This is a genomic window from Streptococcus sp. HMSC072G04 (assembly GCF_001813295.1).
Lineage (GTDB): Bacteria > Bacillota > Bacilli > Lactobacillales > Streptococcaceae > Streptococcus.
The window spans coordinates 148731-174527 of sequence record NZ_KV812036.1 but is presented as its reverse complement, the minus strand read 5'-3'; the positions used below and the strand labels follow the sequence as shown (position 1 = coordinate 174527).

Annotated in this window: 22 protein-coding genes; 3 read left to right on the top strand and 19 right to left on the bottom strand. The window is 42.7% G+C overall.

Translation table 11 applies throughout. The features are described 5' to 3' along the window. Positions 1 to 444, top strand: a 444-nt coding sequence (locus tag HMPREF2904_RS11980; RefSeq protein WP_256263270.1) for an LPXTG cell wall anchor domain-containing protein, incomplete at its 5' end; no start/stop codon positions are given. 221 nt (positions 445 to 665) lie between these two features. On the opposite strand, the gene HMPREF2904_RS08775 is transcribed toward HMPREF2904_RS11980, so the two are convergent. The 12 genes from HMPREF2904_RS08775 to miaA all read right to left on the bottom strand — a co-directional run bounded on the left by HMPREF2904_RS08775 (position 666) and on the right by miaA (position 11927). Next, a complete protein-coding gene (locus tag HMPREF2904_RS08775) occupies positions 666 to 2024 on the bottom strand; it encodes a hypothetical protein (RefSeq protein ID WP_070662011.1) in 1359 nt (452 codons plus the stop codon). 181 nt (positions 2025 to 2205) lie between these two features. Next, positions 2206 to 2469, bottom strand: a complete 264-nt coding sequence (locus HMPREF2904_RS08770; protein WP_070662008.1) for a hypothetical protein — start codon at positions 2467 to 2469, stop codon at positions 2206 to 2208. A 169-nt stretch (positions 2470 to 2638) separates the two neighbouring features. Continuing rightward, positions 2639 to 3799: a hypothetical protein gene (locus HMPREF2904_RS08765; RefSeq protein WP_070662005.1), complete on the bottom strand. Its 1161-nt coding sequence runs from the start codon at positions 3797 to 3799 to the stop codon at positions 2639 to 2641. Between the two features lie 152 nt (positions 3800 to 3951). After that, positions 3952 to 4710 carry a hypothetical protein gene (locus HMPREF2904_RS11975; protein WP_256263269.1) on the bottom strand — a complete coding sequence of 253 codons (759 nt, stop codon included), beginning with the start codon at positions 4708 to 4710 and terminating at the stop codon, positions 3952 to 3954. 34 nt (positions 4711 to 4744) lie between these two features. Next, complete coding sequence (locus HMPREF2904_RS08755) at positions 4745 to 6130, bottom strand: hypothetical protein (protein ID WP_070662003.1); 1386 nt, start codon at positions 6128 to 6130, stop codon at positions 4745 to 4747. Between the two features lie 239 nt (positions 6131 to 6369). Next, a complete protein-coding gene (locus HMPREF2904_RS08750; protein WP_070662000.1) occupies positions 6370 to 6774 on the bottom strand; it encodes a GNAT family N-acetyltransferase in 405 nt (134 codons plus the stop codon). A 1-nt stretch (position 6775) separates the two neighbouring features. Further along, complete coding sequence (locus HMPREF2904_RS08745; RefSeq protein ID WP_070661997.1) at positions 6776 to 7486, bottom strand: class I SAM-dependent methyltransferase; 711 nt, start codon at positions 7484 to 7486, stop codon at positions 6776 to 6778. A gap of 10 nt (positions 7487 to 7496) precedes the next feature. Beyond that, the gene (locus HMPREF2904_RS08740) at positions 7497 to 8252 is read right to left on the bottom strand and encodes an SDR family NAD(P)-dependent oxidoreductase (RefSeq protein WP_070661994.1); all 756 of its coding nucleotides are present in this window, start codon (positions 8250 to 8252) and stop codon (positions 7497 to 7499) included. Between the two features lies 1 nt (position 8253). Next, on the bottom strand, positions 8254 to 9183 hold the full coding sequence (gene rnz, locus HMPREF2904_RS08735) for a ribonuclease Z (RefSeq protein ID WP_003011107.1): 930 nt from the start codon (positions 9181 to 9183) through the stop codon (positions 8254 to 8256). A gap of 3 nt (positions 9184 to 9186) precedes the next feature. Then, positions 9187 to 9816 (bottom strand): cystathionine beta-lyase, encoded by a 630-nt coding sequence (locus HMPREF2904_RS08730; protein ID WP_070661991.1) that lies wholly within the window; start codon positions 9814 to 9816, stop codon positions 9187 to 9189. Then, positions 9800 to 11047 (bottom strand): GTPase HflX, encoded by a 1248-nt coding sequence (hflX, locus tag HMPREF2904_RS08725; protein WP_070661989.1) that lies wholly within the window; start codon positions 11045 to 11047, stop codon positions 9800 to 9802. Before hflX ends, HMPREF2904_RS08730 begins: the two co-directional genes overlap by 17 nt. Continuing rightward, on the bottom strand, positions 11040 to 11927 hold the full coding sequence (miaA, locus tag HMPREF2904_RS08720; RefSeq protein WP_070661987.1) for a tRNA (adenosine(37)-N6)-dimethylallyltransferase MiaA: 888 nt from the start codon (positions 11925 to 11927) through the stop codon (positions 11040 to 11042). Before miaA ends, hflX begins: the two co-directional genes overlap by 8 nt. 83 nt (positions 11928 to 12010) lie before the next feature. Here miaA and HMPREF2904_RS08715 point away from each other — a divergent pair, with 83 nt between their 5' ends. Further along, entirely contained in the window at positions 12011 to 12181 is a 171-nt protein-coding gene (locus HMPREF2904_RS08715; RefSeq protein WP_003002781.1) for a DUF3042 family protein, read from the top strand. Between the two features lie 66 nt (positions 12182 to 12247). On the opposite strand, the gene HMPREF2904_RS08710 is transcribed toward HMPREF2904_RS08715, so the two are convergent. The 3 genes from HMPREF2904_RS08710 to rexB are packed head-to-tail and all read right to left on the bottom strand — an operon-like array spanning position 12248 to position 19497. Next, positions 12248 to 12565 (bottom strand): DUF4298 domain-containing protein, encoded by a 318-nt coding sequence (locus tag HMPREF2904_RS08710; RefSeq protein WP_003007915.1) that lies wholly within the window; start codon positions 12563 to 12565, stop codon positions 12248 to 12250. 3 nt (positions 12566 to 12568) lie between these two features. After that, complete coding sequence (gene addA / locus HMPREF2904_RS08705; RefSeq protein ID WP_070661984.1) at positions 12569 to 16234, bottom strand: helicase-exonuclease AddAB subunit AddA; 3666 nt, start codon at positions 16232 to 16234, stop codon at positions 12569 to 12571. After that, positions 16231 to 19497 carry an ATP-dependent nuclease subunit B gene (rexB, locus tag HMPREF2904_RS08700; protein ID WP_070661981.1) on the bottom strand — a complete coding sequence of 1089 codons (3267 nt, stop codon included), beginning with the start codon at positions 19495 to 19497 and terminating at the stop codon, positions 16231 to 16233. The genes addA and rexB overlap by 4 nt, the downstream gene beginning before the upstream one ends. 159 nt (positions 19498 to 19656) lie before the next feature. Between rexB and HMPREF2904_RS08695 the strand changes: the two genes are divergently transcribed. After that, the gene (locus HMPREF2904_RS08695) at positions 19657 to 20139 is read left to right on the top strand and encodes a glutathione peroxidase (protein ID WP_070661978.1); all 483 of its coding nucleotides are present in this window, start codon (positions 19657 to 19659) and stop codon (positions 20137 to 20139) included. Positions 20140 to 20576: 437 nt separating this feature from the next. On the opposite strand, the gene HMPREF2904_RS08685 is transcribed toward HMPREF2904_RS08695, so the two are convergent. The 4 genes from HMPREF2904_RS08685 to HMPREF2904_RS08670 all read right to left on the bottom strand — a co-directional run bounded on the left by HMPREF2904_RS08685 (position 20577) and on the right by HMPREF2904_RS08670 (position 25567). Beyond that, positions 20577 to 21233 carry an SAP domain-containing protein gene (locus HMPREF2904_RS08685; protein WP_256263276.1) on the bottom strand — a complete coding sequence of 219 codons (657 nt, stop codon included), beginning with the start codon at positions 21231 to 21233 and terminating at the stop codon, positions 20577 to 20579. A 31-nt stretch (positions 21234 to 21264) separates the two neighbouring features. Next, the gene (locus HMPREF2904_RS08680) at positions 21265 to 21564 is read right to left on the bottom strand and encodes a helix-turn-helix transcriptional regulator (protein ID WP_070661972.1); all 300 of its coding nucleotides are present in this window, start codon (positions 21562 to 21564) and stop codon (positions 21265 to 21267) included. 399 nt (positions 21565 to 21963) lie between these two features. Then, positions 21964 to 23832: an ABC transporter ATP-binding protein gene (locus HMPREF2904_RS08675; RefSeq protein ID WP_070661969.1), complete on the bottom strand. Its 1869-nt coding sequence runs from the start codon at positions 23830 to 23832 to the stop codon at positions 21964 to 21966. Further along, positions 23822 to 25567 (bottom strand): ABC transporter ATP-binding protein, encoded by a 1746-nt coding sequence (locus tag HMPREF2904_RS08670; protein ID WP_070661966.1) that lies wholly within the window; start codon positions 25565 to 25567, stop codon positions 23822 to 23824. The genes HMPREF2904_RS08675 and HMPREF2904_RS08670 overlap by 11 nt, the downstream gene beginning before the upstream one ends. Positions 25568 to 25797: the final 230 nt, after the last annotated feature.

The following is a 25797-nucleotide window of genomic DNA, read 5'->3' as shown; positions in this document are numbered from 1 at the left end:
ACTACGACTCAAGAGCCTACAACCACAACTACTACGACTCCAGAGCCTAAAACTACAACTACTACGACTCAAGAGCCTAAAACCACAACTACTACGACTCAAGAGCCTAAGACCACAACTACTACGCCGGAGACTCCTGCTACAACTGTTTCAACAGAGGAGCCTAAGACTACAGTAACTACTACACCTGGAACACCACCTACAACACCTACACCATCTACAACACCTGAAGGACCTAGTACAACGCCTGAAGGACCTAAAAAGAATGGTTCTACTACCACTACACCTGAAAATCCAACTGGACCGAACGCTGGAGGCAATGGTGGCGGACGTAAGAAACTTCTTCCAAGTACAGGTGAAGTTGTCGCAATAGGTCTTGTTCTTACAGGAGTATTGGTCTTGGCCGGTGCCGTTGTATTGAAACGTAAAATGACTGATAACTAATTCAGTTCAGATAACCACTATTAGCTTGCACTAGCTCCACCTCCTAGTCACTAATAGCACGAGAGAGAATCACATTCTCTCTCTTTTTTATGAACCTATGACGATAGAATAAACTAGAAAACCAAGTCCTACCTCATTCTCATTTTTCTGTCCTAGAGTTTATATAAAAGAGCCTGTGAAAACTTCACTAGGCTCTTTTGTATCTTCACTTATATTCCAGTCTATTTCATATATGGGAATGTTTCTATTATTTTCTTCCTTAATTTTTCATTTTCTATCTTTTCAATATTGAGGACCTTTTGAAATTGGAGCACATCTTGAATCACATGTTCTTGCCCATCTTTTGAAAACTCGGCGGGAATGGTTAAATTTTTAAAAAGATCTCTCCTTATGTATCCTTCTGGTGTTTCTTCGTAAAATATATTCATAAGAGCTAACTCAAAATTAGTGCTGTTTTTTTGAGGCTGAGATTTGAAGTATTGAAGAAATTCTTCTTTATTCTGAACAAGGTGCTCTTGCCCATCTATTGAAAAATCAGCAGGAAGCGTGAAATCTTTAACAAATGAATTGTAGGGACTTGTTAGTAATTCTAAAAAGGAGAGACTAAACTCTACATCTTCCTCGCCTAAAAAATACAAAGTTGATCGATACTGATTTTTCATCATCTGATAGACCTTTGGGTAGGCTGAAGCTAAAGGTATGATATTCTTTTCAGTTTCCCTAAAACTTTGATTAAACCTAAGTTGTAAGCCTCTAGAACTTAAGTGATTTGCTCTGGGACCAAATAATCCAGTTCCTAGCATAAAGGCAAATGGATGTCTATTCTCAAGTCTCTGTTTTGACTCCGTTTTAACTTCTTCAACACTTTTACCAGAGAAACTCTTTTTAGATATTTTTCCTGTTTTTGCATCAATCAGTCCCAGCTCAACCGGATACTGTGAAGTCTCGTTAAACCCCTCCGTAACAACTTTCATAGCTCCATTTTCAATCACTACGTTTGATTCCTTGGGTGCTAACATAGTAATAAGAAAGTAGGCTTCATTGTCTTCTGTTTCGTATATTTCTTCTGAAATATCGAGTGGGATATATTTCTTATTATAGTCACGAACCATTTTAAAGACGTCATAAGTTTTAGGTTTTAGTTTTCGATCCTTCGTGTCGTAAACATCAATCAACCAATACTCTCCTTCTTTTGGCTCATTGTAGCTTAGATAAGGCGCCGAATCTGGGGAAGTGCGATAGCGTGAAAACTTATCACTACTCGCTTTTAACTTATAGCTTTCTTGCATGATATAGCGCTCACCACTTGCACCATTAGGTGTACTAAGTTGGTACGCAAATTGTGGTTTACCTTTATTAACTTCTTCAATTAATTCTCTCTCATCAACATCGTCCCATTCGATGACTAGTGCTTTCCCGTTATGAATAAATTCATAGTCCTTAATTACTGGCCTCGGTTTCCATTGAACATACTGACTCAATTCTCTTTCACGAAGTTGTTCTTTGATAGAGGAGATAGAACCAATCATAACGACGAATAAAGTAAATAAAAACATCATTGACTTAAATAACTTAGGCATAAACAGTTCCTCCTAATCACTAGCTCCTACAAACTATTTTACCATGATTCTTATAAAGTGTCAGTGGTTGAAAAAAAGGATTTATATTCTTGGAAATCCTTGCATTATGTGAATACTGTCTGATAGAAAAACTCAAAGTAAACAAACATCAGACTAAACCTATCCTATCAAGAAGTATTCCTTATTTTGGAATGACCCATTTTGCATCACCATAAACGATCGTAAATGGTCCATCCCCATCTGTTAAATAGTTAATTTTATATTTAGCTGACTCCCCCGCCTCAAGGACTGTTAGCTGGTCGTCATTTAAAGTATTATTCAGTATATAAGCAGATTTTCCTTGGCCATCATAGAGTTCGACATTGGAATAATTTGAGGTATTTGAAACGGTTAGATGAGTTGGATTTGATATGGTTACTTTTCCATGAAGATCATTTTTGTACACACATCTGTGACAACCTTCCTTGGCTGTTTGTAGTCACTAGGTGTCATGCACTTACAGCTAGTGACTACAAAGGCAAGATAGAAAAAGTAGAAGCCCCGCTAATAGTTTGGAATAGTTGCATTTCATATCCTAACCTCCTTATGAAATTTACAAAATACACTTTCTCATTCTAGTTCTGATTTGGACTCCCTTTGAAATATTCGAAAAACTCTTCTTTATTCTTTACAAGATGTTCCTGACCATCTTTTGAATATTCTGCTGGAATCGTGTAATTGTAAAATAATTTTAAGGTGTCAGAACCTGCCCTTGGATAGAACAGCTCTAGAATAGGTATATCAAAGTTGAGATCTTCTGGTCCAAGAAAGTATAGGTAGGATTCCTCACCCTTTTCATAATCCCCATCTGTTTTCTCATTATGTCCTTTACTTAAAATGGAATAGACTTTCGGGTAAGTAGACTTTAATGGAATCGTCTCATTTTCAGAATCTTTTATTTTATATCTTAAACGTGAATCAAAAAAAGAGATTTTCGAATCAAAATTATTCTTCAGATTAGATTCAAAGGGATGAGTTACTTTATAACTTTTTTGATCATCATTTCGAAGTTGATCATAATCTTTTCCTGATGTGGTTTTTAGTGACAATTTACCTGTTTGAATATTCATTAAACCAACTTTTGTATTGTATTCCGTCTCCACATGAATGTCACCTGGCTTAACCACATATTTATCTTTCGATCCAACTAATATACCTAAGGTAAGATAGGTTTCTTGATCATCCTTATCATAGTAGAGAGTGCCAGTATGTTCAGCCAATGGAATATACTTTTCATTTAGTTCTCTTACAATTTTGAACATATCAAAAGTATGTTTTTTAATGCTATTGTCTTTAATATCATAAATATCAATTAGCCAGTATTCCCCTTTTTCGGGTTTGTTACTTCGATTACTGATAGGATCAATACGAGAACCACCAAGAGTTTTATGCTTTCTATCAAGCCCGGGAGTAACAACATCTGTTTTTAACTTGTAACTGACTTGTGCAATATAATTTCCACGATGACTTCCATTGATAGGCCTCTCAACGCTAATTTCTCTATCATCATTTTGTGCCTCGAGAGCTTCATCCAACTCTTTTTTTGTCTCCCATTGAATCGCAACTGCTTTCCCATCTCCTATAAATTGAGATGCAACCAGCTTAGGACGAGGTTTCCAGCTGATAAATTGTGTTACTTCTCGTTTATGAAGTTTATCTTTTAGATACACTCCCCCGATTAATAGGAGAAAAACTAACAATAGATAAAACTTAAATGATTTCAAAACCTTCTTCATTCTATCGCCTCCTAACTTCACCTCATTTTACCATCAATCCCCCTTTTTGTCAGGCAAATATATAAGAGGCTAGACAAAAATCTAGCCTCTTTAAACAAGACACAAAAATTGGTTTAACTTAACCCTTGTTAGCATTCTCAAGAGTAACTTTTTCAGTTTTGATCTTCATAAAAAACAACTTTCCGATCTTTAACTTTAAATGAGTAACTGATAGAATCTGCGTAACTGCCTTTGGAATAGTAGAAATCATAGGCACCATCCGGTAGTTTGCTAGCATCTAATTTTTTGGCTGCTGCTTTTAAGTCTTTTTCCTTAACGGATACACCATCCTCTATATAAATAGTCATACGGATTAACTCTTGATCGATTAAGGTCTGAAAAGGGATTTGATAGTAACCAGCAAAGTCCTTTTTCCCTTCTTTGAGATTTTGACTTGCGATACTATCTAGAATTTGTTCCTTGTCATCACGGTGAGAGTTCGATAAAAAACCAAAGAAACTAATAGGAAGACCTAGAGATTGCTTCTTTATTTCAGTCTCTAGTTTTTCCTCTATATTTTTAATAGATTTCTGTTTTAAAAACGCTTCCTTGTATGATGGAAGAAAACTACTATATGACCCCGACCAGTCATCTTTAAAAGTTACGTCCTCATCTTCCAATTGTACCGTTTGATCATCGTAGGTCTTCTCAGAGTATGCGTAGCTCACATGATACTGTGGGTATTCTAGGGCAGTCCAGGATAACTTAGTGATGGTAACTTTGCCATGAAGATCATTTTCTTTAAAAACTTCTGTAACAACTTCCTTCGCCTTTTTATAATCACTCGGTTTCATGATCTTACAACTGGAAAGAAGGAGGCAACATAGAATAAGTGGAATTCCTGCGAATAGTTTGAAATAATTGAGCTTCATAGCCTGACCTCCTTGCGAAATTCAACCTAATCGATTATTTTTTTATATCATATGGGAACCTTTTTTTGATATCTTCTTTCATCTTTTTATTAGGAATTTTCTCTAAATCCATATATTTGAAGAATTCTTTATCATTTTGAACGACATGAACGTTTCCATCTTTAGTATACTCAGCTGGTATGGTCAGATCACCGAAGGACTGACCAAAATCTCTAGAGACCACGTAGTTCTGTACTTCATATAAGCGTCTCAGCAATGAGAACTCTGTAGTATCCTTACTTTGATTTAATTCCTTTTTAAAATATTGGAAAAATTCTTTTTTGTTATTCACAAGATGTTCTTGTCCATCTTTTGAAAATTCTGCTGATATCTTATGATACTGTAGGACATCATACCATCCACCTGAACGCTGCTCTGGAACTTTATAAAGCAGTTCCAAAAATGAAATATCAAAGTTGAGATCTTCTGGTCCGAGAAAGTATAGATAGGCATTCTCCCCTTTTGTATATTCTTCACCCCATTTTACAGTAGTTGGATTATTCCCTTTGCTTAAAATAGAATATACTTTCGGATAGAGTGTTTTCAATGGGATGTCCTTAGCCTCCTCACTACGATCTGTAAATAACAAACGTGAATGTTGGAGCTGCAATTGTCCTCTTTCAAAATTGTATTCAAATGGATGCAAGTCTTTGTCGATTTCTCGACTTTCTTTTTGAACTTGTTTATAATCTTTGCTTGATGAGGTTTTCCAAGTGATCTTTCCACTTTTAACATTCATCAAGCCAGTTTGCAAATTATAATCTGTTTCGACATGGATATCACCAGGACCTACAATGTATTTATCTTTCTTATCGACAAGAATATTAATCGGAATATATGTTTCTCCATCATCTGTATCCAACAACATAGAAGAAACTGTAACAGATAAAGGGATATAATTTTTATTCATGTCTCGTACTAACTTAAAAACATCATATGTCTTCTTCACTAAGCGCTTGTCCTTGGTATCATAGACATCAATGAGCCAGTACTCTCCCTTTTGTGCTTTATTTGTAGATAAATAATGAATTTTCTTACTAGAATCATAACTACCGGTTCCTGGTCGTGATTTCAATTTGTAACTTTCTTGTGCAATATACCGTTCGCTATTTCCACCGTCTATAAACCATATAACATCAACATTTGGATTATACGAATATGCTTCCATAGCCTCATCCACTTCTTTTTTATTCTCCCATTGAATAGCTACTGCTTTCCCACCTGCAATAAATTGGGAGTCAACAATATTTGGACGAGGTTTCCAAGTTACAAATTGTGTTATATCACGCTTATGAATTTCATATTGGATGAACCAGCCTCCTGCCAAGGTAACGAGTAATAAAAATATCCAAAACTTAATTGATTTCAAAACCTTCTTCATTCCATCTCCTCCTAATCTCTTCCTCATTTTACCATCAATCCCCCCTTTTGTCAGTCAAATAGATAAGGCTGGGACAAAAGTCCTAGCCTCTCAATTATTTTTGGATTGTCGAGCAAGACGCAGTGGTTGAGTGGGCTCTACTACGCTGATTTCATCAGCTTTTACAGCCCTACTCAACTGTGCGGAGGTGGGACGACGAAATCGAATTCTAACGAATTACCGATTTCTGTCCCGCTCTCTTATTTCATATAAATCATCCCTGTACAGGCTTGCTCTGAAAGTTCGACAAAGCCAAGAGACTGGTAAAAGGCTAGATTTTTCTCGCTACGTTCAGTGGCAAGAAGCCGTTGGTAGACATTTGGGAAAGTCCCTAAAGCCTCTTCTAAGAGTTTCTTTCCAATGCCTTGGCGCTGGTGATCTGGCCGTACCAAAAGGTCCTGCACAAAAATAACAGAGTGGCCATCTCCTACCAAGCGAATGTAGGCGACGAGCTCTTTCTCATCATAGACTGCCAACTGCCAGAGACTAGCTTTGACAGCTTCTTCTAGCATGGTTGGGTTGTTGGTATAATTAGTCCAGCCGACTGAGCTGTACAATGCAAGTAGATCTGTCATCGCTGGATTCTCTTGTTTGTAATCTAACATCTTAACTCCTTTTTAAGGTATAGTGCTGGAAGAAGGCGATATCCCTGTAAGGGGACTCTTGACAGACCGCCAACTCCATCTTGAGCATAGACTCTCGCCAGCCTTCTTGGCCCTTGAAGCGATTGTCCTGTAAGGCATAAAAGACACGGATCCCTAGGTAGTTCTGAACTTCTAGGGCTAGGTCTTCAACTGCTCTATCTAGATCATAGGCTTGAGCCAAGCCCATGGAGTGGGTTTCCAGGTCTTGACCGGCTAAGAGATCAAGCGCCTTCTGAGTATCATTTTCAAAGACGACAGTCTGCAGGACGCGGCCAACCTCATTGTGCTTGACGATAGAGAGCAGGCCACCTGGTTTCAAGAGACGGGTGAATGCCTTGAGAACCACCTTGCGATCCTCTACATACTCCAAGACATTGTGACAGAGGATGACATCAAAGCTGGCCTCTTCAAGACTTGCCAACTGGTCCATACTTCCGACGAGTTGCTGGTAGGGATGGTCCTGAGCCCGCAAAGCCACCATTTCCTCGTTAGGTTCCACAGCAAGGACTTCATTATCTTGCGCCAAGTGGTTGGCTACCAGGCCGAAGCCACTGCCGAAATCGAGCACCCGCTTACCTTTTATGTCCTTCAATTGTTCAAAAAGGATATCATAATAGATCTGTCCCCAGGGTTGCTGGAGGTTTTCTAAATAAGCTTGAATATTTGCAGCCATCGATCTCCTCCTATTTGAAATTGAACATCTTGCTGGCTAGCTTGTCCGAGATGCGTGGGAAAAGAATATAGAGCTTGTGGGTCAGGTTCAAGAGCCAAGGCAAATTGAGCTCGCGTTTTGGTTTTCCAAAGTTTTTCACAATCTTCTTAGCCACGAAGTCTGGTTCCAAAATATAACGGTCTACAGCCTTGACATAGCTTCCATCTGGGTCTGCCTGGTCAAAGAAAGTGGTCCGAATGGGGCCTGGATTGACCGTCGTCACATGGACTCCAAAGGGCATGAGTTCTAACCGCAGGGCATTGGAGAAGCCAATGGCCGCAAACTTAGTAGCCGAATAAAGGCTGGATTTGGCAGTTGCAACGAGACCCGCCATGCTGACGATGTTGACGATGTGCCCCTTGCCTGCTTCCTTCATGTGCGCACCAATTAAGCGTGAAAGTTGCATGAGGGCTAAGGTATTGACCTCAAACATTTCCTGCACCTGCTGGTCAGAAATGCGATCAAAGGCCTCAAAAATCCCATAGCCTGCATTGTTGACCAAGATATCAATCTGTCCATAGCGTTGATAGAGCTCTTCTACCAAATCTTGGACGGCTGAGGAATCAGTAATATTGATCCCGATGCATTCAGCTTGAGGATGACTGGCATAGAGCTTTTCCAGTTTTTCTTGATTTCTACCAAGGAGAATCAGCCGATCTTCAGGGAGGAGCTTGACCATTTCTTGGGCCAAACCTCCACTTGCTCCTGTTATGAGAATGGTTCGCATCTTAGATCTCCACTTCTTCCAAATCTTTGACGACATAGACATTTTCAAAAATGCTGGACGCATCCTTGCGCAATTGGCTGATGTCTTTTGATAAGAAGCGAGCACTGATGTGGTTCAAAAGAAGGCGCTTCGCTCCAGCTTCACGCGCCACTTCTGCTGCCTGCATATTGGTCGAGTGACCGTGTTTCTTAGCAATCTTCTCATCGCCCTTGCCATAGGTAGACTCATGGACGAGGACATCCGCATTGACTCCAAGGCGGACGCTGGCATCAGTCTTTCTGGTATCTCCGAGGATCGTGATAATCTTACCAGGTCGAGGGGCTGAAATATAATCCGCCGCAATGATCTTAGTGCCATCTTCCAGGGTGACATCTTGTCCATTTTTGACCTGACCAAAGAGTGGACCAAAAGGAACCCCTGCTGCCTTGAGTTTGTCTGCGTCGAGGGTCCCTTCCAAATCCTTCTGCATGATCCGGTAACCAACACAGAAAATAGTGTGGTCCAAAGCTTCCGCATAAACCGTGAATTTATCGGTTTCCAAAATCTTGCCCAGAGAATGCTCATCGAATTCATGAAAATGGATGCGGTAAGGCAGGCGAGAGCCTGATACGCGAAGACTAGTCATCACAAAGGATTTGATCCCTACTGGTCCATAGATATCCAGATCCGTCTGCTCTTCATTGGCCTGAAAGGCTCTACTAGATAGGAAACCTGGCAAACCAAAAATATGGTCTCCGTGTAAGTGAGTGATAAAGATCTTGCTAACCTTTCGCGGACGAATGGTCGTTTCTAAAATTTGATTCTGTGTCGCTTCACCACAATCAAAGAGCCAGACTTCATTGATCTCGTCCAGCAATTTGAGCGCTAGGCTCGATACATTACGGGCTTTTGAGGGTTGCCCAGCTCCCGTTCCTAAAAATTGAATGTCCATTGTCTACTTTCTATCTATATAAATCATGGCCGTCCGGTTCTCTGAACGGAAAGAAAGGTCGCCAGGGTAGGCTTGCGCTAACTCGAGGAGCTCTTCTTGGTTATATCCTGACAGTTTCAAGCGTCCATCTTCCAAGGTCATCAAGTCAGTTAGGGCTGAGAGGGCCTCTGTTTTAGTGACCCCTTCTGGTTCAGCCTCTTGCAGGCAGATCTTGCCATCTTTTTCGAAGACCAAACAATGTGGAAAGATCTCTGCAACTTCAAATAAAATGGCAGGAGTGATATCCTCTTCTGGATGTTCAGCAAAGACACAGGCTAGCTCTTCATTTACGTAAGCCAAGCCATAAGAATTCCCAGATAAGTTGAGGCGAATAAAGGGCTTTCGTTCATCAAAGGTTTGCTGAACTGTGAATAAGTCAAATGCCCGGCTCAGGTCCAAGAAATAATCCATGGCCTCCTTGGGGCTCTTCTTTTGATAGAGCTCAGCAAAATAGGCGTTGATCACACTTGGGGGAGGCGTAATCACACGGAGACGCAATTCCTCAGGGATCGTGCTTAAAAGATTGGTCAGATAGACCCGATCGAGGCTGGTATAGCCTCCATATTTTATTGCTAAATCAACGTAATCCGTCATAAAATTCTTCCAACTTCCACTTATTTTTCTCTGCGATATAGCCTTGAATGACCTCGACGTCTTCTTCAAATTCTCGCTGGTCAATGATCGCTACTGTTTCTAGATCATGAGTCCGATAAGATTTTGAAAAAGGAACGCGAATGGTAAAGGGAACAAAGAGTTCTCTCAACTTTTCTAGAAGCAACGCCTGGAGATCTTCACGGGCTGTCTCAGAGCGCGCTGAAATCAAGCTAAAAGGTGTCTGGGTTGGTGTAAAGTCTGCTACTTTATCTGCTTTGTTGTAAAGCGTCAAGCGAGGGATCTCCAGCATATCCAGATCCTTCATGATCGAAAGCACCGTCTTTTCGTGCTCTTCATGATTAGGATCAGACGCATCGATGACATGGACCAGGAGGTCTACATTCTTACTTTCTTCCAAGGTCGACTTAAAGCTCGATACCAACTCTGTTGGTAGATCTTGGATAAAGCCAACCGTATCGGTCAGCGTCACTTGCAGATTGCCTGTTAGATGGATGCTCTTGGTTGTGGCATCCAAGGTCGCAAAGAGTTCATCGGCTTCATACTGGCTCTTACTGGTCAACTGATTCATAATAGTCGACTTTCCTGCATTGGTATAGCCGATCAGACCAATCTTAAAGACAGGTGATTCAAAACGTTTTTCACGAAGGGTTTCTCGGTTCTTTTCAACTGCCTTGAGCTGGCGCTCGATATCGGTGATTTGATTGCGAACGCTCCGGCGGTTCAACTCCAACTGACTTTCCCCTGGACCACGAGAACCAATTCCCCCAGCCTGACGGCTGAGCATGATTCCTTGACCGACAAGGCGTGGCAAAAGGTATTTGAGCTGGGCCAAGTGAACCTGCAGCTTCCCTTCATGACTCCTAGCCCGCATGGCAAAGATATCTAAAATCAGCTGCATCCGGTCAATGACCTTGACCCCAAGAATTTCTTCTAGGTTGACATTTTGACGGGGGGTTAGGCGATTATTGACCACCACGGTCGTAATCTCATCTGCTTCGACCATTTGAGCGATTTCTTCTAGTTTTCCTGAGCCGACAAAGGTCTTGGTATCGTATTTCTCCCGCTTTTGTGTATAGGAGCCCCGGACATCGCCACCAGCTGTTTTAGCCAGGCTCGCCAACTCCTCCATAGACATATCAAAATTGTCCATGCCTTGAAGTTCCACACCGACCAAAAGTATGCGTTCTTGTTTTTTTTCTGTTTCAATCATGCTGTAAAAACTCCTTTACATCTGCAAGAACCTGCTCCTTGAAGTGGGGGGCAGAAATGGCATAAAAGGTCACTTCCATTCGATTTCGAAACCAGGTCAGCTGCCGTTTGGCAAAGCGCCGCGTATTGCGCTTGAGGATCTCACTGGCTTCCTCAAGACTCTGCTCTCCCTTAAAGTAAGGAAAGAGTTCCTTGTAACCAATCCCTTTAGCTGCCTGAACCTCCGGATGGTCATCATAGAGCCACCGAGCTTCCTCCAGTAATCCTTCCTCTAGCATGCGATCTACTCGGCGATTGATGCGATCATAGATCAAGGATCGTTCATCATCTAGACAGATGAGATAGGGGTCATAATCGGTCTCTTCGTTTGCTAATTCTTGGCCAAAATATGCAATTTCAAGAGCCCGCATGGCCCGACGGCGATTGAGCTGAGGAATCACAAGTCCTTGCTCCGCTACCCTTTGGTACAAGTCTTCGTCCGACAAAACGTCCAATTGAGCCCGATAGGTCAGAATCTCTTCATGAGGAACTTCACCACCTAGATGATAACCTTCAAGCAGACTTTGGATGTAAAGACCCGTCCCACCTGCAATGATAGGAAGTTTGCCTCGAGCTGTGATCTCTTCAATCGCAGTCTTAGCTTCTCTTACAAAATCAAAAGCCGAGTAAGACTCGGTCACCTCCCGTACATCGATCAAATGATGGGGAGCTGCTGCTTGCTCTTCTGGTGTCGCCTTGGCTGTTCCAATATCTAGCTTGCGATAGACTTGTTGACTATCGCCACTGATAATTTCACCATTGAGGGCTTGCGCTAAATCGATCGCAAGAGCTGTTTTTCCAACAGCAGTCGGTCCCACAATCACAATTATCTTGGTTTTCATCGTTTTTCCTTGCAAAATTCACGTTTTTTCGTTACCATATATTATAACATAAATATTTAAAGTTCAGAAAAGGAGAAATTCTCATGGCTAAAGGATTTGGTAAAGGTTTTGTTACTGGTGTTGCTGGTACAGTTGCTGCTGTCGCAGGTGCAGTTTACACATTCAAGAAGAAAGTAATCGAACCAGAAGAACAAAAAGCAGCTTTCATCGAAGAAAACCGCAAAAAAGCAGCACGTCGCCGTGTCTCACACTAATCAAAAGAAAAAACTCCGGGAAACCGGAGCTTTTTTTGTGTTTGTTTCAAAAGGTGAAGAGATCATTCACCGTTCTTTGATCATTTTCGTTGCGATCTCCAAGAGTTCCACTCCCATCTGAAAATGCTCGTCTAACAAATCATAGACGGCATCTTCGGACAAGACACCACAAGGTAGATCTGCTGGAAAGTCAGCTTGATTGGACAAGTCCAAATCATCAAAATAGGCCTGACTACTATAATAATCGCGCAGTTGGATATAGCTTTCTTGATGCTCTCTTAGCTGATCCACTGCTTTTTTGGTTTCTTCCAAAGTTTTGGCATAGTCATTCAAATAACCTTCCATTCTTTGGATCCGTTCGATGTTTTTCTGTGCAATTGCCATGATTTACTCCACTTTCACCACTTCTAGATGATGGCCACCTAAAAGCACGAGATATTTTTCTACTTGCTCTTGGCCATAGGAACGACGAAGAGCTTCTGCATAGAGGTCGAGCTGATCCCGGTAGCGTTCGACCAATTGATTAGGGACCTTGTAGTGATCCGTCTTGTAATCAAAAAGTAGGATCCGGTCTTCTAGCACCAAATAACCATCCAAGATCCCCCGCACGACAAAGTCCTCACCACTGGCTGGATCTTTCTTCAGCATGGCAAAGGGAGCTTCGCGACGGACTCGAGAGGCTTCTTTTTGAAGCAAGGTCCCTAAAGGCGTCTCATAGAAAGCAAGGATGGCCTCTAGCTTGATGCGAGCTTTGACTGCTGGCTCTGCTTGAACTTGCTCCAAGGCTTGATGCAGCGTATCCAGCGTGATTTCTTCTCCAAGAGGCACGCGCTGCATGAGTTCATGGACGGCACTACCGACCTGGGCTCCTGTCACGGTTTTTTCTTGACCAAAAGTTGGCAGCTCAAACTCAGGCGTCACAGTCTTTGCATCCATAATTTGGACGCCATTGGCATCCATAACCGGCTCGTAGAATTTCTTGATCTGACTAGGAGTACGGACACTTGGCAAATGAATGGCCGGAGCATAGAGCTGATTGAGCCGATCAACATTTTCCAAGATATCCAAGGCCCGACGAATATCCTCGGACTGACGGACATCCTTGAGCTGATCAAGCCGGGAATCCTTCTCCTTCTCAAGTGGCTCCAGCTGGTCTGGTGTCAGGTCTTCATCTGTCACAAAACGCGTATCATAGGCCAGGGTATTCTTGGTAAACACATCTTGAATAGCAAAGAGCCAGTCCTGATAAGAGGTCCATGCTTTTCGTTTTTCCGGATCCAATTTGCCATTGCGACTAGTCCCCCAATCGGTATCACACAGTTTGTCCTCCCGGCCTTTTCCGACCAGATAGAGCTTGAGCTCAGCCCGTGTCATGGCGACATAAAGAAGACGCATCTGCTCAGAAATTGTGGCCAATTTTGTTTCTTCCACATTGCGTTGGTAGCAAGGTGTTTCGATCTGCAGGCGAATAGTCTCTGGAGCAGCTGGATTTTCTGTCTCAACCGGCAAGTTCGCAACATATTTAAAGCCAATCCCTTTTTTGCGACTGAGAATGATTGGCCCCGATTGATCCTTACGGTTAAAGGCTTTATCCATATTGAGAATAAAGACATACTTGAATTCCAGTCCCTTACTCTTATGGACGGTCATGAGCTGGACGGCATCTTTTGGTGCTGCAAGAGGGACACTGGCCAAATCGTGTTCATTTTCGATCACCTTGTCAATCATGGCAATGAAGCGCGACAAGCCCTTAAAGCTGGCCTTCTCATAATCATTGGCCCGAAGCGTCAAGGCATAGAGATTGGCCTGGCGCTGGGCCCCATTTGGAAGGGCGCCGACATAGTCATAGTAATAGCGATCCTCATAGATTTTCCACAGCAAATCATAGAGCGAACGGGTCTTGGCAGCAGCTCTCCAAGTAGATAAAACTTTGAGGAAGTTCTCGATTTTAGCTGTGAGCTTGGCATCAATCAGATTTGCATGCTCTGCAGTCTTTTCAAGGGCTAACTGGACCTTGTGGTAGAAAGCCATTTGCTTTTGCTCTGGAAGGCTCTGCAAGGAAATCCGTGCCAATTCATCTTCATCAAAGTCAAACATGGGGGATTTCATGAGAGCAACCAAGGGATAATCATGCAAGGGATTGTTAATGGTCCGCAAGGTATCCAACATGACCATCACTTCCAGTGACTCAAGATAATGCGCCTGTCCGCTATCTGCCACAATCGGAATATGGTACTGGTCAAAGGCTTCCAGAATCGCATCATTTCGCGTTCGAGTCGCCGTTAAGAGCGTGATCTCTTTAAAAGGCACTTTTTCCACCCGATGGAGGCGTAAAATTTCTTTGATGACCAGGAGAATTTCTCCCTTGGAAACCGTCTCGAGTCCAGAAGCAGCTTCCTCGTCTTCGGTCTTTTCTTCCTGGTCTTGGGAGCCATCATAGAGCAAAAATTCTGCCCGATGTTGTGGCAAGGCCATCCGCTGCTTGTCACTTCCTGCGACCAGATAGTAGGTTTGATTGTAGTCAATCTCGCCCACCTCTTCGTCCATCAAATGGCGAAAGACATCATTGGTCGCGTCCAATACTTCCACATGACTCCGGAAATTTTCCTTGAGGAGGATCAACCGCCCTTTCGCCCCTTCTTCTTGGTAGGCTTTAAATTTATCATTGAAAATCTGTGGATCTGCCTGACGGAAGCGATAAATCGATTGCTTGATATCCCCCACCATGAAGCGATTGTGGCCATTTGAAAGTAAGTCCAACATCCGCTCTTGGGTGTGGTTGGTATCCTGGTACTCATCGACCATGACCTCATGATATCTTTCTTGATAGGCTTGTCTCACCTCTGGGAATTGCTCTAAAATTTGAATGGCAAAATGACTGATATCCCCAAATTCATAAGCTTTTTCTTGGATTTTTCGCTCCAGATAAGCGCGAGCAAAGTCTCTGATAAAGTCCCGCAGCAAGGAGAGCATGGGGCCTTCTTCTTGGTGGAAGGTTTGTTGAAATTCCAGCTGATAGAGCTGATTTTCCAAGTCTCTGAGGCGGTTGATATGTATGGTTTTATCCTGGTTATAAGCCGAGACTAAGTCTTTCAACTCTTCCTTTCGGGCTCTATTGGTCAAAGCTCCCCCATTTGAAGCCCGACTAATCGCCACGACCGCCTTTAGGACAGAGGTCAGTTGTTCTTTATTGGTGCGACCTGTCAGGCTTCCAATTTGATCGAGAACCTCTTCTACAGCTTCCAAATATTTGGCCTTGCCAAATGCTTGGCCCTCATTGGACAGATGAAAGGCAAAAAAGCTTTCTGCCTCATAAAGGGCCTGCTGGATACTCTCCATCAGATCGCCTTCAACTTGGTCAAAATCGGTCTCCTCATAGCCTTTTAGGAAATGCTCCTCCAGCCATTTCTCCGGATCACTGGTCGACTGAAGAAAATCATAGATCTGGTAGACCTGTTCTTTAAACAAGGTCAAATTTTTGCGCTGGCCGGTGAAATTCTTGACCATCTGCACAAAGGCTTCTTGGTTTTCCCCCTGGTAATAGCGGTCAAAAACAGCTTGAAAAACTTCATTTTGTAAGAGGCGTTGCTCACTGGCGTTTTGTAAAATGCGAAACTGAGGCGCCAACCCAAGCAAATAGCCATATCGCGTTAGGACCTTTTGGGTAAAAGAGTCCATGGTTCCGATATCGCTGGTGGCGACATCTGCGATTTGACGGGCCAGGTGTTGCTTGAGCTCTGGGTCATCGCTCGCTTGCAGGGCTTTCCCAAGTTCACTTTCCAAACGCTCCTTGAGCTCTCCTGCTGCTTTGACCGTAAAGGTCGAGATAAAGAGCTCCTTAATCGAGATGCCACGCTGGATCTGATCCAGTATCCGCTGCACCATGACAAAGGTCTTTCCTGATCCAGCAGAGGCTGACACCAGGATATTGGTCCCCGAACTATAGATGGCATCGATCTGTTCTGGTGTCCACTTTTGCTCTTTGGTAGAAGCTACCTCTTGGTCCTGAAGGGCCTTGATTTCTTCTCTTGTCAAAAATGCTTGTTTGATCATTTGTTCAAGACCTCCTTCATCTTCTCGATCCAAGCGGCTTTCACCTTTTCACCGCGTATGCCTTTTTGGTCTAGTTTGGTCAAGAACCGTGCCTGACCTAGGTGACGATCGGCTTCAAATCCCGTGATGGATTTAAACTGCTCCACGAATGGTGCGATATTGCGCCCATTTTCGCTATAGGGATTGATGGCAAATTGCCCCTTGAGGATCCCTTCTGCTGCTGTTTTATAAAGATAAGCGTTGTACAAGAGGAGCAAGTCCAGTTCTTCCTTACTCAGCATCATAGCCTTGTTCTTATCATAGGCCTCGCCCAGATAAGGCGCCTGATCTGCCATAAAGAGCCCCTTGTACTGTTGACTTTTCATGGTTTGGTTGATGGCATTCTCTACTGTCTTGGTCTTTTTCAGATCCACTACAGGATCTCCCATTTCCAAATACATGGCTCCGAAAATCCCCTGCTCCGCTTGGTATTCCTTCAGATCCTGAATGGCAGAGAGATAGGTTGGCAATTGAGAATTCAGGCCATTAAAGAACTTGTCATAGTGGAATTGCGTCAAGCTCGACTTATAATCCACAACGCCAAGAGCTCCCCGATCACTTAACTGATCAATGCGGTCCACCTTGCCTCGTAGCTGCAGGAGACGGCCATCAGACAAAGGATAAGAGGTGTGGGCGCTCCCGCCAAAGAGAGTCTCCTCACCAATGGTCTCGATGCCATTTTGCTGGGCGAGGACACGCCCCGTTGTTTTAGCGGTATCAAGAAGCAAGTTGCGAATAAACTCGGTCTCTCCATTTTCTCCATACAATTGCTGAAACTCTGCTTCTTGGCTGGTTTCTCGAATTGCCTCGCTTAAGCGCTGATCAAACGCTTGATCGGAGCTGTCTTTTAAGACCCGTTCAAAGATCCGGTGCAAGAAATTCCCATGACTGCGGGCGTCTGGCCGGATGGTTTCGTCTTCTTGTAAGCCCAAGACATAGCGCAGATAAAAGGCATACTGGTGCTTGTAGTATTCATTCAAAGCAGAAGCGGATAAGGTCAAGGCTTTGCCCTCTGGATAGAGCGCTTGAAGCGTATCCGACTGAAGCTGGCGACTCTTCAATTCCGTTGAAATCTGAGGAATCTGAATGCCTTCCGCTTGCAATTTCTTGCGCAAGACCCGTACGGCCACACCCCAAAAGCTGGCTTCTTCAGCAGACAGCTCACTAGTGATCTCTTCTTGATGGAGTTCGATCACGCGTGCTAAGAGGGCTCGGTAGGTCCCGATATCATCACTCGAAGCTTGCGCTTGTTTGGTCGTCCACTCGATGGCAATAGGCTCCTTGGCCAATTCTAGAAGGTAAGGAGAGACACTATCTTCCGTTTCATTGACCAAGCTAGGGGCTGATAGGACCAGTTGTTGGGTCGCTGCATTGAGGAGCGAAACTGCCACAAAGCGATTTTTCTTGAGATTTTCGCTGGTCACCACCTGGAGTTCTGCTCCTTCTTGGGTGGCCTCATTGAGCTGCTGGCGCTCTTCTTCACTGAGCAGAGAGGTGTTCTGAGCGATTTTTGGAAAACGCTCCTGGGTCAGCCCGATCGCGTAGACATAAGGCGCTGTCAAGGGTTCAATCAAGTCATAGGACTGAACCGTCACCGCATCGACAGTAGCAGGAATTGTCCGGTATTGAGACAATTGCATCCCCGATAAGAGGAGGGCCAAAAAGTCATCTACGGTCACCTCTTGGTCCTCAAAGACCAGATTCAACTCCTCTAAGACCTGGAGAAAGGCCTTCCAGACCTGGTCATAGCGCTCCTGCTCCTCCAAGGCTAGATCCTTGATCAAAGCTTGTAGATTCTGAGAAAGTTGGGCCTCTTGCAGAAATTCTGTAAAGGCGGTTAAGAGATGGGTCACCTTTTGTTTGCGCTGTGAAAAGAAAGGGACTAGAGGTTCGACGACGCGTTCCCGGAGAGTATTGAGCTCTTCCAGATTGAACTTACCCTGACGATTGCTGGTAAAAGGCTTGTGAAATTTTGTAGCACCTTTAATTTCCGCAAAGCGAAGGTATTGCTCAAAAGCATCGACTTCTTCTTGCGTCAGATCACTATACAGACCCGTTTTCAACAGATTGATAACGTCTTCTGTCTGGTAATTGAACTGTTTGATCCTACCTAATGATTCAATGACCTGAATCAAGGGATGGTGGACCATGGCTTCACTTCGTCCCAAGTAAAAGGGAATCTGATACTGATCAAAAATGGTCTTGAGTTGCAATTGATAAGCTTCTACATCACCTAACAAGACCCGAATATCCCGATAGCGTGCCCCATCATGAAGACGCTGACGGATGGATTTAGCGACATATTCCAACTCTTCCTTTTGCGTATTGGTTTGCCAGAGTTGAATCGCTGTTCGATCTTGGTCCTTGAGATCATTTTCCACTTGTGAAAAATCATAGCGCGCTTCTAGCATGCGGGTAATACGACTAAAAGAGTCTTCGATCGCTTGCCCACAATACTGAGGCTGTACCTCAAATGTCTTTGCCAGCTGGAGGAGAAAGTCAACACTGGCCTGGTAAAGATTGCCCTCTCTAAAACTTGCCCGATAGGCTTTTTCACTGGCATAGACCCCGATGACAATCTCCACTCCTTTTCGGTGAAGGAGACTGATCAAAGCCTCTTCTTCCGCAGAAAAACGCGTGAAGCCATCGACAACGATCGCCACATCCTTTAATTGCTCTTCCAGCTGCCCTTCTTCGACCTGATTGAGCAAAAAGGCCATCTTGGACTGGGATTCATACTGGTGCTTGACCAGCATCTCAGAGACCGCTTCAAAAATCGCCAAGAGGTCCTCTCTTTTTTCAGCTTCCTCGAGCAATTCCAAATCTGTAAAATCCATCTGGGCCGTCTGCAATTCATGATAGAGCTGGACCAGTTGCTGGATAAACTGAGGATCCTTACGCAGGGCCCCGTAAACTTTGAGATCCTGCTCTTTCATGTGGGAAAGAGCTTTAAAAAATAACATGCCGAGACCGATATCATCCAAGGGTTGATCCTGAAAAACCTGATTCAGGATGAAATAACGAGCCATTTGGGCAAAGCGCGTGACGGTAATGGCAAAAGAAGCCTGACCTTCTAAATAGGACAAGACCTTGGCTTCTTTTTCAAAGGAAAGAGAGTTGGGCGCAATGTAAAACACACGCTTGCCCTGTTCTACTATCCCTACGGCTTCTTGTGTCAGGACCTGGGTCAAGGGGGTCCGAACATCCGTATAGAGTAATTTCATCCGATCCGTTCTCCTTTTGGCATTTTCTTGAGAGCTTGTTATCTTCTTATTATATCATTTTCACAGGAGGGACTAAAGCAAGAAGTCATGCTCCTTTTGGCCCAATTCTAGGACATTTGTGCTACAATAAAAACTGAAGAGACAGAAAGGATACCACCTATGACTAGCATTTATGATTTTTCTTTAGAAAACCAGAATGGGGAGGAAATTCCCCTTTCCCACTACCAAGGTAAGGTTCTTATCGTGGTCAATACGGCGACAGGTTGTGGCCTAACCCCGCAATACCAAGGACTGCAAGATCTCTACCTACGCTACCAGGAAAAGGGGCTGGAAATCCTAGACATTCCCTGTAACCAATTCATGGGGCAGGCACCAGGAACGGCAGAAGAAATCAATAGCTTCTGCAGCCTCAACTACCAGACCAGCTTCCCACGATTCGCTAAAGCCAAGGTTAATGGTAAAGAAGCCCTTCCTCTCTATGACTGGCTTAAAAGCCAAGCTGCCGGGCCACTGGGCAAACGCATCGAATGGAACTTTGCAAAATTTGTCATCGACCGACAAGGCCAAGTCGTCCAACGCTTCTCCTCCAAAACAGAACCAGCTGCTATGGAAGACTTGATCCAAGAATTACTTGAGAAATAAGCCAAAAAAGAGGCTGGACAAACACTGTCCAGCCTTTGATGCTTGATAGAAATAACAATATGACGCAATGGTTGATTGGCATCTTTGTTCGCTTTTTAAGCTCCAAAGATAACCTAATGAGGGAAACCAAGTTTCCTTTATCTGCAACCTCCAACAGTCTCCCAGACTATTGGAGCTATGCAGGGGTGGAAAAATTGAAAAGGTTCGGGGAAACTTTTCAACCTTATTAAATTTTACGGAGTTCTTTCCCACTCCCTTTTTCTAATTCCGAGAATGTATTTGAAATAAAAAAGAATACTGATAATTCAACATTCTTTTTAAGTATTATTTGCAAAAAACAAGATATTTTGTCTGTTTAGCTACCAAAAAGATACCATAGTTTTTTTATTTCTATCGTCTTTAATACATTATATTCCGTTCGACAAACTTGAAGTTGTTTACTTACAGTACTCCTCTATTTTGTAGCTATATTCTTTTAGAAGTCTCCGTGAATAAATTTTTTTATTTTTTGAATCTCTAACCTCTTTCCAAAGGATAGCTGCAACTTTTAACTTGTTGGAGTATTGATTGCTAAATTCATCTGCACAGAAGTCTTTTAGAAATTGATTCCATTGGCAAGCTGAATTATCATACTTGGCGTAGTCTGACTCTCCATAGTATATTTTAATCATATCTTGGATTGTGAAATTTATGTTGCTGTCCCGTTTTACTTTTCGCCAAGCTGTTGCCATATCAGCATTAAATTTAAACGGATTAACACCTGTTACAGCTGAAAAATAATCACGAAATTTCTGATTAAAGGAAAACCCACATTCAAGTAATGATGTATTTAGGGTTATTATTTCGGTTTGATTTTTGTTTCTTTTCCTCAAAAATTTTTCCACTCTATTTCCCTTAAAATATTGTTCTATAATATGATTTAATTCTTTTTTTGTACATCTGTATTCTAATCCAAGGTACTTACAAATTTGTGAAAGTTCTTCTCGATACCAGTAGTATCTGTTAAATTCTTCAAATGATTTTATATCTCTAAAATCAGGTCTATTTTCCCAGCGTTTAATAAATGCTTTATCTTGCTTTTTTTGTTCCCGGATATTATTCACTTTGTGCTCTCCAACTACCACATTATTTTGATTTATTTAATAAATCCTTTAAAGTGTTAATAATTTTGTTTTTATCTGTTTCTGTCAATTCATACTCTCTCAATAAACTAACAATTTCTTCTAGTCCGTCATCACGTCCTTTTAAAAACTCAAAAGATGTACCAAAGATTTCAGCTAATTTTTCTACTGTTTCATCTTTCGGATTTCTCCCTCCGTTTTCCCACCTAGCGTACTGAGCTTGAGCTACACCTAACTTTTCAGCAACTTCTAATTGAGTAAGTCCTGCATTTAGTCGGGCTTTTTTTATATTGTCTTTTAACATTTTAAAATTCCTTTCGTTTTTCTATTGACTTATAACCAAAATGGTTGCATTATACTTATATAACCAAAATAGTTATATAAAAACAAAGCATACAAAATAAGTGATACTAGTTAATTTTATGAGTATGCAAAAACACCCCAGAAAGCTCTGCAAAGCGTTTCTGAGGCTTTCGTTTAAAACCAATACAATTATACCAAAATGGTAATACAAAGTCCATAAAAAGCGAGAAATGGCTAGATTGAGGATATTATGAAATCTACACAATATGCAATAAAAGAAAATAGCACTAACAACAATTGAACTGCACCCCAAAAGTTAGACAGAAAAAATTTAACTTTTGGGGTGCAGTTCAAAATCCTTATTTAAAAGGGCTTTTTTTCTTATTTTCCCACTATTTCTTTAATCAATTTCAAGTCCACCGGTGTACAGGCGGTAATAGGTGCCACGTTCTGCCATCAAGGAAGCATGGTTGCCTCGCTCGATGATGCGTCCGTGGTCCATCACCATGATGACATCGGAATTGACAATCGTCGATAGACGGTGGGCAATGACAAAGACAGTCCGACCTTCCATCAAGCGGTCCATCCCTTCTTGCACCATCTTCTCTGTCCGCGAGTCAATGGAAGACGTCGCTTCATCCAGAATCAAGACTGGCGCATTAGCAAGGGCTGCACGGGCAATGGCGATCAATTGTCGTTGACCGTTTGAAAGGCCAGCCCCATCATCCGTCAAGATTGTCTCGTATCCCTGATCCAAGTGTTTAACAAAGGAATCCACATTGGCAATCCGAGCTGCTTCAAGGATTTCTTCCCGTGTTGCATCAGCACGGCCGTAAGCGATGTTTTCTGCAATCGTACCAGTGAATAAGTGTGTATCTTGAAGGACGATTCCAAGGGAACGACGAAGAGAATCTTTCTCAATCAATTTAATATCGATTCCATCATAAGTAATCATTCCGGATTGGATATCATAGAATCGGTTGATCAAGTTGGTAATGGTTGTCTTTCCTGCACCAGTCGCACCGACAAAGGCCACTTTTTGACCCTTATCCGCGTACAAGTTGATGCCATGAAGGATTTGTTTCTTCCCATCATAAGAGAAATCAACATCATCAAAGACCACATTTCCGACCATCTTGACAAGCTGGTAATCTCCATTTGGACGAGGGTGTTTCCAAGCCCATTTGTTGGTTTTCTGATCGGTTTCGACCATTTCTCCATCGACCAGTTCATAATTGACCAACGTCACTTTTCCTTGGTCGACTTCTTCTTCTTCATCCAAGAGATCAAAGACACGATCTCCACCAGCCAAGGCCATAAGGACAAAGTTCAATTGTTGAGAGACCTGGGCAATCGGACCTGTGAAGGAACGGTTCAATTGCAGAAAGGCCATGAGACCACCAATGGTTAAACCACCGATGCCGTTTAGCGCAAAGAGTCCACCGATCAAGGCTGTCAGGACAAAGGAAACATTTCCCAAGTTCCCAAGAATTGGCATGAGGACATTGGCATAGCGATTGGCTTGGTAAGAGGATTCAAAGAGTTGGTCATTGATGCGATCAAAATCCTCAATACTTTCTGTTTCATGCACAAAGGCCTTGACCACTTTTTGACCAGACATCATTTCTTCAATAAAGCCATTTTCAATCCCCAAGTTCTTTTGTTGAGCCCCGAAGTAACGACCTGACTTGCTAGAGACATCCTTGATGATAAAGACCATGACGATGACCATGAAAAGAACAATTAAGAACAAGAGTGGACTAACCGTCAGCATAGTAATCGTTACCCCAAGGATGGTAATCACTGAGGATAGAAGTTGAGGAATGGATTGTTCAATCGCTTGGCGAAGGGCATCAATATCATTGGTATAGATAGACATGATGTCCCCGTGTTGGTGGGTATCAAAGTAACGAACTGGCAGTTTTTGCATGCGGGCAAACAACTGATTTCGAAGACTTCTAAGTGAGTCTTGTGAAACAGTCGCCATAATCAAGGTAAAGCCATAATTAGCAAGTACCCCGATCAAACAGATCAAACCAACCCGTGTCAAGAAGGACAAGAGCGGTCCAAAATCATGGCTATTACTTGTTAGCATGGGCTCCACATAGACATCGACCAAGGACTGAATCGAAGCTGTTACATTGACCGTCGCAAGTGACGATAGAATGATTAAGATAAAGGAAACAATCAGGGATACCTTGTAGTTTTTCCAAAGGAAGTCGAGCAGGCGAAGGATAGAGCCTAGATTTGCTTTTTTCTTAGTTTTCATCTGCTTCTCCTTTCCCTTGTGTTTGCATTTCATATACTTCTTGGTAGATGGCATTGGTCGCAAGCAGTTCCTCGTGGTTACCGATCGCATCGATTTGGCCATCGTTCATCACGATGATGCGATCTGCATCTTGAATAGAGGAAATCCGTTGACCAATGATGATTTTGGTAGTCTCTTTCAAGCTGGTTGCCAATCCTTGACGGATCAAACTATCTGTCTTGGTATCAACCGCAGACGTCGAGTCGTCTAAGATCAAAATCTTCGGATTCATGAGAAGGGCACGCGCGATACAGAGACGCTGGCGTTGACCACCAGAGACGTTGGATCCCCCACGCTCAATCATGGTGTCATAACCCTCTTTGAAATCTTGAATAAATTCATCGGCTTGGGCAATCTTACAAGCTGCGATGATCTCTTCATCCGTCGCATCTTTATTTCCCCAGCGCATATTTTCTTTAATCGTACCAGAGAAAAGGACATTGGTCTGAAGAACCATGGCCACTTGCTTACGAAGGGAATCAAGATCGTATTCTTTGACATCGTGGCCTGCCACTGTCACCCGACCAGACTCAACATCATAGAGACGAGGAATCAACTGTACTAGGCTCGATTTCCCTGATCCTGTTCCTCCCAAGATACCAATCACTTCCCCTGAACGAATGGAAAGATTAATCCCTTGTAAGACATGGGTCTTGTCGCCATTTTCATCAGTATAGGCAAATGTCACATTCTCAAAGTTGATGGAGCCATCAGCGACTTCTTTGATCCCATTTTCTGGAGAGTCAATCGTCGTTTTGGTCGTTAAGACTTCATTGATCCGCTCGACAGAGGCCATAGAAATCGACAACATGACAAAGATCATCATAAACATCATGAGCGACATGAGAATGGTCATGGTGTAGCTAAACATAGAAGTCAAATTCCCAGTAGAGAGTTGACCACCAACGATCAGATGAGCCCCGATCCAAGAAATCAAAAGGAAAGAAGCATACATGGAAAGCATCATAGCTGGGCTACTCAAGACAACGACACGGATAGCCTTCATAAACATGTTATAAATCAAACGCGAAGCCTTCTTGAATTTAACCGTTTCATCTGCTTCCTTAACGTAAGACTTCACCACCCGCATATTGGTGATATTTTCTTGAATGCTGTTGTTGAGATTGTCATAAGCTTCAAATACTTCTGTGAAGAGTGGATAAACAATCTTCATGATGATGCTTAAGACAGCTGCCAAAAAGATGGTCACATAGACAAAGATCATGGCCATTTCTGGATTGATCAAGAAACAAGCCACAATGGCAAAGATCAAATTGAGCGGTGCCCGTACACAGATCCGGATCACCATTTGATAGGCATTTTGCACATTGGTCACGTCCGTCATCATCCGAGTGACTAACCCACCTGATGAGAACTGATCAATATTCTCAAATGAGAAGGTTTGAACCTTTTTGAAAATGGCCCGACGAAGGTTTTTAGCAAAACCAGCCGATGCATAGGCGCCATAACGGGCAGACTGCATCCCACAAAAGAGGGAGCAAAAGGCACAGACCAGCATGAGCCCACCGTAAAACAAAATATTGTTCATGTTTCTTTGTTGAACACCTTGGTCCAAAAGACTCGCCATGACAAAGGGAATCGAAATCTCAAACATGACTTCAAAGACCATGAACAAGGAAGCCAAAATCGATGGCTTCTTGAATTCTTTGATCTCGGAAATTAAGGATCGAATCATTATTACCTCCATAGTTTTTCATACTTTTTTCTGCAGTAGAAGCAAAGCTTTTTTCCACTGAAAAATAGGTCAAAACACACAAAATTCCCTGAGGGAAAGACCCTAGGGATTACGCGTTTTTTATAGTCTTCATTGTAACCTAAATTACAAAAAAATGCAAGATTTTTAGACAGCATCCGTTTTTCTGTTGATCTAGTGCAAAAGAGGCTGGGACAAAAGTCCTAGCCTCT